General features: G+C 32.3%; 14 protein-coding genes. All 14 read left to right on the top strand.

Annotation, left to right across the window (positions count from 1 at the left end; genetic code table 11):
• Positions 1–28 precede the first annotated feature (28 nt).
• The 14 genes from fabF (at position 29) to ylqF (ending at position 14,517) form a co-directional block, all read left to right on the top strand.
• Positions 29–1,273, top strand: a complete 1,245-nt coding sequence (gene fabF / locus N4A68_12085; protein ID MCT4565035.1) for a beta-ketoacyl-ACP synthase II — start codon at positions 29–31, stop codon at positions 1,271–1,273.
• A gap of 419 nt (positions 1,274–1,692) precedes the next feature.
• Positions 1,693–2,382 carry a ribonuclease III gene (gene rnc, locus N4A68_12080; protein ID MCT4565034.1) on the top strand — a complete coding sequence of 230 codons (690 nt, stop codon included), beginning with the start codon at positions 1,693–1,695 and terminating at the stop codon, positions 2,380–2,382.
• Positions 2,375–3,430: a radical SAM protein gene (locus N4A68_12075; protein ID MCT4565033.1), complete on the top strand. Its 1,056-nt coding sequence runs from the start codon at positions 2,375–2,377 to the stop codon at positions 3,428–3,430. The genes rnc and N4A68_12075 overlap by 8 nt, the downstream gene beginning before the upstream one ends.
• A gap of 281 nt (positions 3,431–3,711) precedes the next feature.
• Positions 3,712–7,281, top strand: coding sequence for a chromosome segregation protein SMC (smc, locus tag N4A68_12070; protein MCT4565032.1), 3,570 nt, complete (start codon positions 3,712–3,714; stop codon positions 7,279–7,281).
• 134 nt (positions 7,282–7,415) lie between these two features.
• Positions 7,416–8,669 (top strand): signal recognition particle-docking protein FtsY, encoded by a 1,254-nt coding sequence (gene ftsY, locus N4A68_12065; GenBank protein ID MCT4565031.1) that lies wholly within the window; start codon positions 7,416–7,418, stop codon positions 8,667–8,669.
• 99 nt (positions 8,670–8,768) lie between these two features.
• Entirely contained in the window at positions 8,769–9,137 is a 369-nt protein-coding gene (locus N4A68_12060; protein ID MCT4565030.1) for a putative DNA-binding protein, read from the top strand.
• A gap of 41 nt (positions 9,138–9,178) precedes the next feature.
• A complete protein-coding gene (gene ffh / locus N4A68_12055) occupies positions 9,179–10,519 on the top strand; it encodes a signal recognition particle protein (GenBank protein MCT4565029.1) in 1,341 nt (446 codons plus the stop codon).
• 38 nt (positions 10,520–10,557) lie between these two features.
• Entirely contained in the window at positions 10,558–10,827 is a 270-nt protein-coding gene (rpsP, locus tag N4A68_12050; GenBank protein ID MCT4565028.1) for a 30S ribosomal protein S16, read from the top strand.
• Positions 10,828–10,850: 23 nt separating this feature from the next.
• Complete coding sequence (locus N4A68_12045) at positions 10,851–11,081, top strand: KH domain-containing protein (protein ID MCT4565027.1); 231 nt, start codon at positions 10,851–10,853, stop codon at positions 11,079–11,081.
• Positions 11,082–11,296: 215 nt separating this feature from the next.
• The gene (rimM, locus tag N4A68_12040) at positions 11,297–11,806 is read left to right on the top strand and encodes a ribosome maturation factor RimM (GenBank protein MCT4565026.1); all 510 of its coding nucleotides are present in this window, start codon (positions 11,297–11,299) and stop codon (positions 11,804–11,806) included.
• Positions 11,803–12,561, top strand: a complete 759-nt coding sequence (gene trmD / locus N4A68_12035; GenBank protein MCT4565025.1) for a tRNA (guanosine(37)-N1)-methyltransferase TrmD — start codon at positions 11,803–11,805, stop codon at positions 12,559–12,561. The genes rimM and trmD overlap by 4 nt, the downstream gene beginning before the upstream one ends.
• A gap of 120 nt (positions 12,562–12,681) precedes the next feature.
• Complete coding sequence (gene rplS / locus N4A68_12030; protein ID MCT4565024.1) at positions 12,682–13,035, top strand: 50S ribosomal protein L19; 354 nt, start codon at positions 12,682–12,684, stop codon at positions 13,033–13,035.
• A 151-nt stretch (positions 13,036–13,186) separates the two neighbouring features.
• The gene (gene lepB, locus N4A68_12025; protein ID MCT4565023.1) at positions 13,187–13,660 is read left to right on the top strand and encodes a signal peptidase I; all 474 of its coding nucleotides are present in this window, start codon (positions 13,187–13,189) and stop codon (positions 13,658–13,660) included.
• 5 nt (positions 13,661–13,665) lie between these two features.
• Complete coding sequence (ylqF, locus tag N4A68_12020) at positions 13,666–14,517, top strand: ribosome biogenesis GTPase YlqF (protein ID MCT4565022.1); 852 nt, start codon at positions 13,666–13,668, stop codon at positions 14,515–14,517.
• Positions 14,518–14,627: the final 110 nt, after the last annotated feature.

The following is a 14,627-nucleotide window of genomic DNA, read 5'->3' as shown; positions in this document are numbered from 1 at the left end:
ATTCTATACAAGTATAGGAGGAATTGATTTGAGTAAGAGAAGGGTAGTCGTAACAGGGATTGGTGTAATTTCTCCAATTGGCATTGGAAAAGAAAATTATTGGAATGCCTTAAAAAATGGTGCTAATGGAGTAGATAAGATAACAAAATTTGATGTATCAAAGTATACTACTCAAATTGCAGGTGAAGTTAAGGACTTTGATGCAATTAACTATATAGAAAAAAAAGAAGCGAAAAGAATGGATAGATTTACTCAATTTGGAGTAGCTGCTTCTAAAATGGCTCTAGAAGATTCACAAATCAATTTGGATGAGATAGATAGAGAAAGATTAGGAGTATCATTAGGTTCCGGAGTAGGTGGCATTGAAACCCTAGAAAGGGAACATACCAAGTTAACTGAAAAAGGTCCTAGAAGAGTTAGCCCGTTTTTTATACCAATGATGATCTCCAATATAGGAGCAGGACATATTTCCATGGCACTTGGGGCAAAAGGTCCTAGTATTACGACTGTATCGGCCTGTGCTTCATCAAATAATGCAATGGGGGATGCTTTTAAAATTATTGAAAGAGGCGACGCTGACATAATGTTTACGGGTGGTGCTGAGGCATCAATAACTCCTATGTCAATGGCTGGTTTTTGTACCATGAAGGCTATGTCAACTAGAAATGATGATCCTAAGACCGCTAGCCGTCCCTTTGATAAGGATAGAGATGGATTTGTAATGGGTGAAGGTTCAGGAATAATTGTATTAGAGGAATTAGAACATGCTAAAAAACGTGGAGCTAAAATATATGGTGAAATAGTAGGCTATGGGATGTCATGTGATGCATATCATATAACTGCACCGGCACCTGAAGGTGAAGGTGCTGCAAGAGCCATGAGAAATGCTATAAATGATGCGGGTATAAAGCCAGAAGATATAGATTATATCAATGCCCATGGAACATCAACTCCATATAATGATAAGTTTGAAACTATGGCCATTAAAACAGTATTTGGTGAACATGCACATAAGCTATCCGTCAATTCTACTAAATCAATGACAGGTCATTTGCTTGGTGCAGCTAGTTCCGTAGAAGCAATTGCATGTTTATTGACACTAAAGGAAGATTTTATACATCCTACTATTAACATGATAAATCCTGATCCAGAATTAGATTTAGATTATGTGCCTAATGTAGGGAAAAATAAAGTTGTAAACTATGCATTATCCAATTCCTTGGGTTTTGGAGGGCATAACGTGGCAATAGTACTAAAAAAATATACTGAATAAAATTAAATGCGGGCCGATTGGCTCGCATTTTTAAACTCTCCACCAGAAGTGATTGAGTATAGAAAAAAGAACTAAAGGTACCAGTAGAATAACTAGTTTATTTTTGAGTGTGCCCTAAATAATACTTTTATTTTATATTAAAAAAGTATAAAATAATTATATGGAATTCAGGAAGGTTTTTCGAATGCTTTTTATTTAAGCTTTATTAATTGAGCAAATTGCATAATTACCTTACTACAAAAATTGTCTACTATATATAGTTTAAGAATCCTAAAAGCTATACAATCAAATATGCTTATATCTTAAATAATTAAATTAAACATGATATTCCCATATTAGGTTTAGCCAAGTAAGAGTTATGCAATTTCCTCAATCATAAAATGCATTCGAATTTTCTTCTATATTTTAGGAGGATTTTTATGGAAACTGTTACCTTTGAAAAATTAATTAACTATGAATTTAGTAACAAGGCTTTAATGAACGAGGCATTAACCCATAGCTCATATGCCAATGAAAAAAAGTATAAAAAATGCAAGTATAATGAAAGATTAGAATTTCTTGGAGATTCTGTGCTTGGAGTTATTATAAGTGATTATCTATTTATTAATTATCCAGATTTACCCGAGGGTGAACTCACAAAGACTAGAGCAAAAATTGTTTGTGAGACCACTTTATCCTATTGTGCTAAATCCATTAATTTAGGATACTATCTTCTATTAGGTAAAGGTGAAGATGCAACGGGAGGAAGGGAAAGACAGTCTCTTTTAGCCGATGCCTTTGAGTCCGTTATTGGATCAATATATTTAGATGGTGGTATAAAAAGTGCAAGAAAGTTTATACTTAGCTCAATGAAAAAGGTTATAGATGATGCTTTATGTGGGAAAATATTTATTGATTATAAAACAAGGCTACAGGAATTAATTCAAAACGATTCAAATGTTAAGATAACCTATGAAATAGTATCTGAGAAGGGACCAGATCATAATAAGACATTCTATACTCAAGTTAAAAAGAACAATATTATTCTTGGACATGGTAAAGGGAAGAGTAAAAAGGAATCTGAACAAAATGCCGCAAAAATGGCCCTAGAGGATATTGATAATGGGTAAAAAGAATTATATTATCCCTATTTTTGTACCCCATCATGGTTGTCCCTTTGATTGTGTGTTCTGTAATCAAAAGAAAATAACAGGAATTGATACAGTTTTGACTGGAGATCAGATTGAAAAACAAATCATAGAATATTCTCAGTCTATTGGGGAAAAGAAAGATAAGCATATTGAGATAGCCTTTTTTGGAGGTAGTTTTACTGGGATAGATATTGAAAAACAAAGGGAATTTTTAAGAATAGCAAGTAAATGGTTTGAAAGTGGATATGTTGACGATATAAGGCTTTCCACTAGACCAGATTATATAAATAAATCCATATTACAAAATTTGAAACAGAATAATGTTACAATTATAGAGCTGGGTGTTCAATCATTAGATGATGACGTGCTTAGAAACAGCAATAGAGGTCATCTTGCCCATGATGTAGTGAGGGCTTCAAGGCTCATTAAGGAAATGGGATTCAAATTAGGATTACAGATGATGATAGGATTACCTGGAGATGATTACCATAGGGATATAGATACTGCTAAAAAAATCATTTCATACGAACCAAATTTTGTTAGGATATATCCTACCCTTGTTATACGGGGAACAATGCTTCAAAAGTTGTTTTTACAGGGCAAGTATGAGCCCTTGAGTGTGGATAAGGCAGTATCAATTTGCAAAGAATTATATAAGCTTTTTTATGGCAATGATATACCTATCATTCGTATAGGTCTACAGCCAACTGACAATATCATGGAGGGCAAGGACGTCGTAGCGGGGCCGTTTCATCCAGCCTTTAGACAGCTAGTAGAAGCCGAGATTTTTAAGGAAACAATTGATACCGCCATGTCATATTATCAGAAAAAAATGGAAAAAGTTGAGTTTACATTAAACCCCAAATCCATATCTAATTTAGTTGGGATAAATAAAAGTAATATAATATATTTAAAGAACAAATATAGCATTGATAATATTAAAATAATCAAAGATATAAGCATGGGAAAAAAAGAAGTGAGAATTACAATAAATGATGAAAAGGTAATAAATGAAATAATGATATAACACCCAAGATAAAGGTGTTATTAGGCTACCTAAAAACCCGAATTTCTTCGTTGTTGTCTAGGTCAAGAACCCTTGCGTATGTTTATATACGCTGCGGCCTCTCCCTTTCAGCACGCCTCGAACTTCAGATTTTTAGGCAGCCGGTCATCTTGTAGATTTTGTCTACAATCTGATAACACCTAAGATAAAGGTGTTATTTTCTTTTTCAAAAAGTTATGATAAAATGTTTAAGTACACCCTTAAATATAGGGATTCCATAATAGAAAGAAGAGGTGTGTGCTTTGTACCTTAAAAAACTCGAAGTTCATGGATTTAAATCCTTTGCGGATAAGATATCAATAGATTTTAGGGATGGAATCACTGGTATTGTTGGACCAAATGGCAGTGGTAAAAGTAATGTTATAGATTCTGTAAGATGGGTTCTGGGTGAACAAAGTCCAAAGACCTTGAGGGGGAGTAGAATGGAAGACATTATTTTTAATGGAACTTCCCATAGAAAACCCCTAGGTTTAGCTGAGGTATCACTAACTTTTAATAATAGTGAAAAATTTTTACCTATAGATTATAGTGAAGTTACTATAACTCGGAGATTATACCGCTCAGGAGAAAGCGAGTATCTTATAAATAAAACCACCTGTAGGCTAAAGGATATCCGTGAATTGTTAATGGATACTGGAATCGGTATAGATGGATATTCACTTATTGGACAAGGTCAAATTGATGGTATATTAAGTAATAAACCCGATGAAAGAAGGCAAATATTTGAAGAAGCCGCGGGAATTGTCAAATTCAAGTCTAGGAAATTAGAGGCTGAAAAGAAGCTTGATAATACAAAGCAAAATCTTATAAGAATAGATGATATTTTAGGAGAGCTTGAAGCAAGGATTGAGCCCCTAAAAAGTCAAAGTGAAAAAGCCAAAACCTTTCTTACCTTGTCAAAGGAGCTTAAGGAACTAGAACTCAGTATATTTATAAAAGAAATAGAGGATGTAAAGCTAAAGCTTAAAGCTGAAGAGGAACAATTTTATATTGTTAAGAAGCAATACGAAGACTATTTAAATAAAAAAGAACATGTGTCTGAAGAACAACAGAAGTGTCAGGAAAAAATTGAAGGCCTACATAATGATATTCAGAGCATGAAGGAAAATTATTTTGAAATAACTAATTTGATAAAAAAATTAGAAGGGGAAAAAATACTTTTTCAAGAAAAAATCCAAAATATAGATAATAATGTATCTAGGATAGAAAACGAAATACAAGGTATTTCTGATCAAGATAAGGATGTTAATATACAATTATCACGTCTATTGTGTGAAAAAGACGAACTAGATTCACTCATATCAGAAAACAATGAATTGTTGATTAGTGAAAATATAAAATTTGAAGATAATAATAATTTTATTATTACAAATCAAAATGAATTAGAAGAATTAAAAAGTAAGGTTATTGAATTACTTAATACCATTTCTTCTACTAAAAGTGAAATAAACAGTATAAACACCTTGAAGGATAATATTGTAAATAGAATAAATAAAATTCAGGATGAGAAAGAAAAATTGAGTAATGATGAAAAGGAAAATCTTGAAGGCTTAAGAATAATAACAAAGGAAATTGAAGAAATAAGAGATACCTTAAAACAAAAGACCTTTCGAAAAGAAGAATTAATAAAGGAAAATAATCAGTATAGGGGTATTTATCAAAACACACTGGAAACCTTTGAAAAGGAAAAAAATAATTTAAGGGATATGCAGTCTGAAAGAAAGGTTCTTGACGCCATGGACAAGTCCTATGAAGGATTTAGCATGGGGGTAAGAAAAACCTTGAAGGTATGTAAAGATGATAGAAACCTGGGAAATGGAGTACATGGAGTCGTTGCGGAGCTTATGAGCATACCAAAGGAATATGAGATAGCTATGGAAGTGGCATTAGGCTACTCTATGCAGTATATTGTATGCAATGATGAAGATGTAGCAAAAAGAATAATAAAGTACTTAAAGCAAAATAACCTAGGGCGTGTAACATTTCTTCCACTAACTAATGTGTTTTCAAGACAAAATAGAGAGAATATAGAATCAAAGTTAAAGCAATTCGGAGGATTCGTTGGAATTGCCAGTGACTTAATTATAACTTCCAATAAATATGATAGTCTTTTTAATTATTTGCTAGGTAAGACTATCATAGTAGATAATATAGATACCGCTGTTAAGGTGTCAAAGCTAGTGAAAAAATATAAGATAGTGACACAGGATGGAGATGTTATAAATCCTGGAGGAACTATGACCGGGGGAAGCTATAAATCAAAAACAGTAAATGTATTTAGAAGAAAGAGAAAACTAAAAGAGCTTGAGACTAAGATATCTGATCTTAGTAAATTAACTATTAAATATCAAGGGGATTTAGAAGAATTAAAGAAAAGAATAGAGGATATAAATAGCGACCTTAAGGAAAACGCATCATTTATTGAGGATACCAAGCTTATGTTACTAAAGAAAGAAAATATATTATCCAATATAAAAAGCCAAGGTCAATCACTTAATATGTCAATGGATAATTTAAGTAAAGAGCTTGAAGATTTAGAAAGTGATTTGAAGGATATGCAGGACTCTATATTAAGCAAGGACGAGTTCATTGTATCTCTCAAGAAAGAAGACGATGATATTCAAAGCAACATTAAAATCATGGCTAATATTATTGCTGAGAAACAAAATCAGTTAAACGCATTAAAGGAAAAGATTACTTCAATAAAAATAAAATTGGCCTCATTAAAAGAGAAAAAAGATAATAATACCAGTGAAATTACTAGGATACAGACTACTATTGAAGCTTGGAAAAATAATAGGATAAACAAAGAAAATGAGCTATCAAATTTAACAAAGGAAAAGGAAGAATTTTTAATAAAGCTTGAGAATATACTAATGTCTATGGGTGATAATGATGTGCTTAGTAAGCAAATTGAATATAATATTAACAAATTTACAGAAGAAAAAGGTAATTGGAGTAATAAGAATAAAGAATTAGTTGAAAGAATACAGATAATTGATAATGCCTTAGATGATTTAAGAGATAGTTTGCATAAGATTGAGGTTAGAAAGGCCAGATTGGAGCTTCAAAACGATAACCTAATTAAAAAGATATGGGAAAAACATGAGCTAAGCTATATAGATGCATTAAATCATAAAAGTGAGATAGAGGATTTTAATAAAGCATCTAAGAGAATAAATTTTTTGGATAAGGAAATTAAGAAATTAGGAGAAGTAAACATAAGTGCTATCAAAGAATACGAGGAAGTAAATGAAAGATATTCATTTTTAAACTCTCAAAAAGAAGACCTTACAAAGGCAAAGGAATCACTAAATAAAGTGATTAAAGAATTAGAAAATACAATGAATAAGCAATTCAAGAAAAGTTTTGAAGAAATAAATGAAAATTTTAGTACAATATTTAATCAGCTTTTTAATGGTGGAAAGGCAAAGCTAATATTAGAAGAAAAGGAAAATTTATTAGAAAGTAATATAGATATTATAGCTCAACCCCCAGGAAAGAAACTTCAGAATCTAAGTTTGCTTTCTGGAGGTGAAAAGGCCTTAACTGCCATAGCCTTGCTATTTTCCATACTTAGGACTAAACCAACGCCTTTCTGTATATTAGATGAAATTGAGGCAGCCTTAGACGATGTAAATATATTTAGATTTGCTGAATTCTTGAAGGAGTTTTCAAAAAATTCCCAATTCATTGTTATTACCCACAGGAAAGGTACAATGGAAATCATTGATTATTTATACGGTATAACAATGCAAGAATATGGAGTTTCAAAGGTTGTGTCAGTAAAGCTAAGTGAAGTGGCAAGTTAGAAAAAGTACTCTTTTTACTTTGGAAGTTCTAAGGTTGGGGTCATTATTTATGGTCTAAAGATGATTAATATGGCTGCCCAGATATTTGGGATACAAAGTTTTAAAAGTAGGATGACATACTGGAGGGAAGAAAAATGTTAAAGAAAATCTTTGGAAAGTTTAAAAAAAATAACCCAGAAGATATAGTTAAAGAGGACGTTATAAAGGATGAGGAAGTTAAAGAAGATATCATTGAAGATGAATTGAAGGAAGAAACCCCTAAGGATGAAGTGAAGCAAGGAGAGGAATTCCAACAAAGTATTGATGAAGGGGAACCTACTCAAGAAGAAGTTATTAAAGAAAAAGTAATTCAAGAAGAAACTATTCTTGACGAAATAAATGATATAAAAGAAGATGAGACTAATGGAGAAATTACAGCTGAGGTATCAGTGGAAGATGAAAATGCTGATCTAGAACCAGAACAAGAATCAGGTAGTTTCTTTTCAAAATTAAAATCGGGACTAACAAAAACTAGAAAAGGTATTACTGAAAAAATAGACTCATTAATGAAATCCTATACTAAGGTTGATGAAGAATTTCTTGAGGAATTAGAAGAAATCCTTATTGTTTCGGATGTAGGGATTACTACCACTATGAAAATCATAGAAAAACTAAGGGATGAAATCAAAATAAAAAAAATATCTGATACTGAAGAAGTAAAAACTGTTTTAAAGGACATTTTAGAGGATTTATTGACAACTACAAAGGATAATGCTTTAGATATATCTCCTTCACCCGCTATAGTTATTGTTATAGGCGTAAATGGAGTAGGTAAGACTACATCTATTGGGAAAATAGCTTATAATATTAAGGCAAGTGGCAAAAAAGTACTTATGGCGGCGGGAGATACCTTTAGAGCAGCAGCTATAGACCAACTAAAGATTTGGGGTGACCGAGTAGGGGTGAACGTAATTCATCAACAGGAAGGTTCAGATCCAGCTGCTATAATATATGATGCCATACAAGCGGCAAAGGCAAGAAAGATAGATGTATTGATTTGTGATACTGCTGGAAGATTACATAATAAAAAGAATTTGATGAATGAGCTAGGTAAAGTTTTCAAAATAATTGATAGAGAGTATCCCGAAGCTAGAAAAGAAGTGCTTTTAGTATTAGATGCTACTACGGGACAAAATGCAATACAACAAGCTAAGACCTTTAAGGAAGTGGCTGATATTACTGGAATTACATTAACTAAATTAGATGGAACCGCAAAGGGTGGAGTTGTTTTGGGAATAACATCGGAGCTTGATATACCAGTAAAGTTTATCGGAGTAGGCGAGGGTGTAAGGGATTTACAGCCATTTAATCCAAAGGATTTTGTAAAGGCTTTATTAAGTGATAATTAAAATTTATTATATTTCCTATTGACAATGAAATAATAGTAGTATAAAATACATCTGTAAAGCACAAAACCTTTACAGGCATATTTTTAGGAAGTGTTAATAATGTTTGAAAAAAAAATCAAACTTGGTAATCTATATGCGTTTTATGGTAATCTGCTTACAGAAAAACAACAGCAAATTTTAAGTTTGTATTGTATAGAAGATCTTTCCCTAGGAGAGATATCAGAAAACCTTGGTATAAGCAGACAAGCAGTTTATGATACATTAAAGCGCTCAAAAAAAATATTGGAAGATTATGAAGAGAAGCTTGGTTTACTAAATAAATTCTCTAATACTAGAAATAAAGTAAATCAGCTACTTAAATCCATGGATAGATTTAGTACTATCATAGATAATGATAAAAAGCATATTTCAAATGAGATAGATAAAATAAAAGAATCCATTATTCAAATTCTTGATGAAAGCATGTAATGCTATTGAACTTGTAGGTAGAGACTTAAGGAGGTTTTAAAATGATTTTTGAAGGTCTTTCCGAAAAGCTTCAAGACACCTTTAAGAAATTAAAGGGTAAAGGTAAGCTGGGTGAAAAAGATGTAAAAGCTGCAATGCGTGAAGTAAAGCTTGCGTTACTTGAAGCCGACGTAAACTATAAAGTTGTAAAGGATTTTATTAAAAAGGTTACCGAAAGAGCAGTTGGCCATGGGGTTCTGGAAAGCTTGACACCAGGGCAGCAGGTAATAAAAATTGTTAATGAAGAATTAACAGAGCTAATGGGTAATACTCAAAGTAAGATTACGTTTTCTTCTAAACCTCCTACAGTTATTATGTTAACTGGTTTACAGGGTGCCGGTAAAACTACTACTGGCGGTAAACTTGGTGGACAACTTAAAAAGCTTGGAAAAAGACCTTTATTAGTTGCCTGTGACGTTTATAGGCCAGCAGCTATTAAACAGCTTCACGTAGTTGGAGAAAAGTTAGAAATATCTGTTTTCTCCATGGGAGACAAAGTAAGTCCAGTCAATATAGCGAAAGCCGGTATTGAACATGCTAAAAAATATGGTAACGATGTTGTTATCATAGATACCGCCGGAAGACTTCATATTGATGAAAAACTCATGGATGAATTAAAGGATATAAAATCAGAGGTTAAACCACATGAGATTATGTTGGTAGTTGACTCAATGACTGGTCAAGATGCAGTAAATGTTGCAGAGACCTTTAATACAGAGTTAGGTATAGATGGGATCATATTAACTAAGCTAGATGGTGATACTAGAGGTGGGGCTGCTTTATCAGTTAGGGCAGTAACTGGAAAACCGATAAAATATATTGGTGTAGGAGAAAAACTCACTGATCTTGAACCATTTTATCCCGATAGATTAGCTTCAAGAATATTGGGAATGGGTGATGTTTTAAGTCTGATAGAAAAAGCACAAGCAAACTTTGATGAAGATAAGCTTAAGAAACTGGAAAAGAAAATAAAAACTCAAGAATTCAATTTAGAAGACTTTTTAGATCAACTTGAGCAAATGAAGAATATGGGGCCATTAAATCAGATTTTAGAGATGATGCCTGGTGTAAGTAATAAGAGTCTTAAAAACCTAAATGTTGATGAAAAGGAATTAGTTCATATAGAGGCTATTATACAGTCAATGACTGCTGAGGAAAGAAAAAACCCTTCTATTATTAAAGGAAGTAGAAGGAAGAGGATTGCTAAGGGTAGTGGAACCAGTGTTCAGGCAGTAAATAAGTTGCTTAAACAATTTGAACAAACCAAAAAAATGATGAAGCAACTGTCTGGCATGGAAAAAGGGCTAAAAAAAGGCGGTAAATTTAAATTGCCGTTCTTTTAAGAATAAATATTCAATAGAATTTGAAGGAGGTGAATATAATGGCAGTAAAAATAAGATTAAGAAGAATGGGAGCTAAAAAGAAACCATTTTATAGAATAGTAGTTGCAGACTCACGTTCACCAAGAGATGGTAGATGTATCGAGGAAATTGGATACTATAATCCTGTTTCTGAGCCAGTTGAAATTAAGATAAATGATGAAAAAGCTGTTAAGTGGCTTAAGAGTGGTGCGCAACCAACTGATACTGTGAAAGATCTATTTAAAAAGCACGGTGTTACTGAAAAGTTTGAAGAAGCTAAGAAAGCCTAGTTTGGCTTCTAGGGGGTGAATTTATGGGTGAATTAGTTAAGATTATTGCTAAGGCTTTAGTTGACCATCCCGAAGAAGTACAGGTTAATGAGATTGAAGGTACTCAATCAGTAATTATTGAATTAAAAGTTGCTTCTGAAGATATGGGTAAAGTAATTGGGAAACAGGGTAGGATTGCGAAAGCAATTAGAACAGTTGTAAAAGCAGCTGCTACTAGAGAAAATAAACGAGTTGTAGTTGAGATTATTCAATAAAACAAAAAGGATTAGGTAGCCCTAATCCTTTTTGTTTATATATGGGTATCAATTTAAGCTTCAATTTGGCTATGGAGAATACACATATATTTTCCCTAGCAATTTTTAAATTATTATAATTATTATATTCTTTGCCAATATTAATAATGTAAATGATGATTGAATCCGTGTGTAATCTCCCATTTAAAAACTTAACCATATGAGAGGGTGATTGGGTGAGTGAAAAAGTAAGGATAGGACAGATTGTTAATACTCAAGGCTTGAATGGAGAAGTTAGAATATACCCATTAACTGACCATAAGGAAAGATTTGAAGAGCTGGAATATCTATTTTTAGAAGATGAAATAGGTACTAAGCTTGAGATTGAAAGGGTAAGATATAAAGGACAGCTTGCCATTGTGAAGTTTAAGGGTTTAAATAGTGTAAATGATGTTGAAAAGCTAAGGGAAAAGTATATTGTTATTGATAAAGAAGACATGAGAGTTTTACCCGATGATACATATTATATATTTGATTTAGTGGGGTCAAGAGTTATTGATGAAGATGGTAACTACATAGGTAAGCTTATGGATGTTATACAAAATGCAGCACAGGATATATATGTTATAGAACATGATGAAAGCAGTAAAAAAATCCTTGTGCCTGCGGTTAAAGAATTCATAAAAGAAATAAATATAGAAGAAAATATAATAAAGGTTAGGCTTATAGAAGGTATGGTAGAATGATTATTGATATTCTTACACTTTTCCCGGAAATGTTTACTTCTATTATGAATGAAAGCATACTTGGAAGGGCACAAGAAAAAGGTATAGTGAAGATTAATCCTATTAATATTAGAGATTTTTCAAAGGATAAACATAAAAGAGTAGATGATTATACCTATGGGGGAGGATCGGGAATGGTCTTAATGAACCAACCCCTATTTGACGCTATGGAGTCATTAACTGAGGACAACAATAGCAGAAGAGTTATTTATTTGACTCCTAAGGGAAAAAGATTTAATCAGGAAATGGCAAAAACATTGTCTAGGGAAGAAAATCTAATCTTTGTTTGTGGGCATTATGAAGGAATTGATCAAAGATTTATTGATAATTGGGTCACCGATGAAATCTCTATTGGTGATTATGTTCTTACTGGTGGAGAATTACCGGCAATGGTACTTATAGATTCTATAGCTAGGTTAGTTCCAGGGGTCTTAAATAAAAATGATTCCTATATAGAAGAAAGCTTTTATAGTGGTCTTTTAGAATACCCCCATTATACAAGGCCCGCCATTTATGAAGGTCACCTTGTTCCCCAAATACTTTTATCTGGAAATCATAAATTAATTGATGAATGGAGAACAAAGGAATCGATAAAAATAACTATTGAAAGAAGACCGGATTTAATAGACAAGTTATTTCAGCGGGATGATATTAGTATTAAGGAAAAAGCAAAGCTAAAAAAATATATTGAAGAAATTATAAATGAAAAAGAATAAAAATTTTAAATTGTGGTTGTCTAGCAGGTAATGCTGTGATATAATAACATGTGGCAATACGGACGGTCCTCTTTTACAAGGCTGTAGAATGAACGTCTATGATGGAAGGAGGTAGTAACTATGAATATGGAAATAATCAAAGAATTAGAAAAAGAACAGCTTAAAGCTGAAATACCTGAATTTGGAATAGGTGATACTGTAAAAGTTCACTTAAAGGTTAAAGAGGGTAAAAGAGAAAGAATTCAGATTTTTGAAGGTATTGTTCTTAAAAGACAACAAGGTGGCGCTAGAGAAACAGTTACAGTAAGAAAAATTTCTTATGGTGTAGGTGTTGAAAAGACTTTACCAATTCATTCACCAAAGATTGAAAAAATCGAAGTGACAAGAAGAGGAAAAGTTAGAAGAGCTAAATTAAATTACCTTAGAGAAAGAGTTGGAAAAGCTGCTAAGGTTAAAGAGAAAAAACGCTACTAAGAGGAGGGACTGTTATCAGTCCCTTTTATTTATATCCTACATATTTTTCTGACTTTTAGGAAGTAATAATATTATAAAGGAGAGTTCAAAGACTACTTTCCTTCCTAAAGATTGACTCATATACATGTATATTTATAATAGGGTGTAAAATATGATAAAGAAAAATCTAAAAAACATAATCATAATATTGATATTTTGTTTGATAATTGGATGTTTTAGCTTAAGACCCATAAAAATCAAAGGGAACTCTATGTATCCCAGTTTAAAGGATGGAGATTGGGTTTTAGTAAATAGGTTAGCATATGTGTTTTCTGATCCTTATAGGGGAGATATTATAGTTTTTGTAAATGATGATAGAGATAAGGAATATTTTGTTAAACGCATTATAGGTTTAGGGGAAGAAAGTATTGAAATTAAAGGTGAAGCTATTTACATAGATAACGATGTTTTGGAGGAAACCTATATATCTGCTTCTATTGGTGATAATTTTTCTAAAAGATATATTCCTAATAATTATTTATTTGTACTTGGGGATAATAGGAAGGTCAGTATAGATAGTAGATATAAAGAAGTGGGTTTTGTGAATCAGCAGCATATAATTGGAAAAATAATTCTTGAGTGGTGATGTATATGATTATAAATTGGTATCCTGGGCATATGAAGAAGACCAAGGAGCTTATTAAAAGTAATCTGAAGCTTGTAGATGTTGTTATAGAGCTTTTAGATGCTAGAATACCTATAAGTAGTAAAAATCCCGATATTGATAATCTAATTGGGAATAAGCCAAAGGTTATTATTTTGAATAAGTCTGATTTGTCAGATTCAAAGAAACTAAACAATTGGATTTCATTTTATGGGAACAAGGGGATTAAAGCTATCCCCGTTAATTCTATTACAGGTGAAGGTATGAACAATCTAATTGATGCCGTTAAAAATTCTGTAAAAGATAAAATAGATGCTATGAAGAACAAAGGACGTAAGGTAAGGGCTATTAGAGTCATGATTGTAGGTATACCCAATGTAGGTAAATCCTCATTAATAAACAAATTGGCTGGTAAAAAAACAGCAAAGACTGGTAATAAGCCAGGGGTGACTAGGGGAAAACAGTGGATTAGATTAAGAAAAGATTTAGAGCTTTTTGATACTCCTGGGATACTTTGGCCTAAGATTGAAGATCAAGAAGTAGGTTTAAATCTGGCTTTCACAGGGGCTATAAAGGATGAGATATTGGATATTGATGAGTTATGCGTTAAGTTCCTAGAAAAACTATCGGTTAATTATCCTAATAGCTTAAAGGATAGGTATAAGCTTGAGGAGCTGGACGAAAATCCTGTAATAAATATGGAGAATATAGGTAAAAAGAGGGGCTGTATACGCTCCGGTGGAGTAATAGATTACACTAAGGTTTCTAAGATAATATTAGATGAATTTAGAAAAGGAACCCTTGGGAAAATAACCCTGGAAAGTCCTGAGGATATTTAGAGTTCCAAGTATTAGGGGATTCCTAATGGGGAAAAAATAATAATACATTAAAATAGGAAGCATAAAAATTGTGCTTTCTATTTTTTATATTATGTTATAATTTTCTTATT

This window comes from Maledivibacter sp., assembly GCA_025210375.1.
GTDB lineage: Bacteria > Bacillota > Clostridia > Peptostreptococcales > Caminicellaceae > JAOASB01.
This window is presented reverse-complemented; position numbering and strand designations above follow the sequence as displayed.

Bases quoted from the DNA above. Each gene is read 5' to 3' on its own strand.
- ffh (MCT4565029.1), top strand. From the start codon at position 9,179: ATGATTTTTGAAGGTCTTTCCGAAAAGCTTCAAGACACCTTTAAGAAA.
- N4A68_12045 (MCT4565027.1), top strand. From the start codon at position 10,851: ATGGGTGAATTAGTTAAGATTATTGCTAAGGCTTTAGTTGACCATCCC.
- trmD (MCT4565025.1), top strand. From the start codon at position 11,803: ATGATTATTGATATTCTTACACTTTTCCCGGAAATGTTTACTTCTATT.
- rplS (MCT4565024.1), top strand. From the start codon at position 12,682: ATGAATATGGAAATAATCAAAGAATTAGAAAAAGAACAGCTTAAAGCT.
- rpsP (MCT4565028.1), top strand. From the start codon at position 10,558: ATGGCAGTAAAAATAAGATTAAGAAGAATGGGAGCTAAAAAGAAACCA.
- N4A68_12060 (MCT4565030.1), top strand. From the start codon at position 8,769: ATGTTTGAAAAAAAAATCAAACTTGGTAATCTATATGCGTTTTATGGT.
- ftsY (MCT4565031.1), top strand. From the start codon at position 7,416: ATGTTAAAGAAAATCTTTGGAAAGTTTAAAAAAAATAACCCAGAAGAT.
- lepB (MCT4565023.1), top strand. From the start codon at position 13,187: ATGATAAAGAAAAATCTAAAAAACATAATCATAATATTGATATTTTGT.
- rnc (MCT4565034.1), top strand. From the start codon at position 1,693: ATGGAAACTGTTACCTTTGAAAAATTAATTAACTATGAATTTAGTAAC.
- ylqF (MCT4565022.1), top strand. From the start codon at position 13,666: ATGATTATAAATTGGTATCCTGGGCATATGAAGAAGACCAAGGAGCTT.
- N4A68_12075 (MCT4565033.1), top strand. From the start codon at position 2,375: ATGGGTAAAAAGAATTATATTATCCCTATTTTTGTACCCCATCATGGT.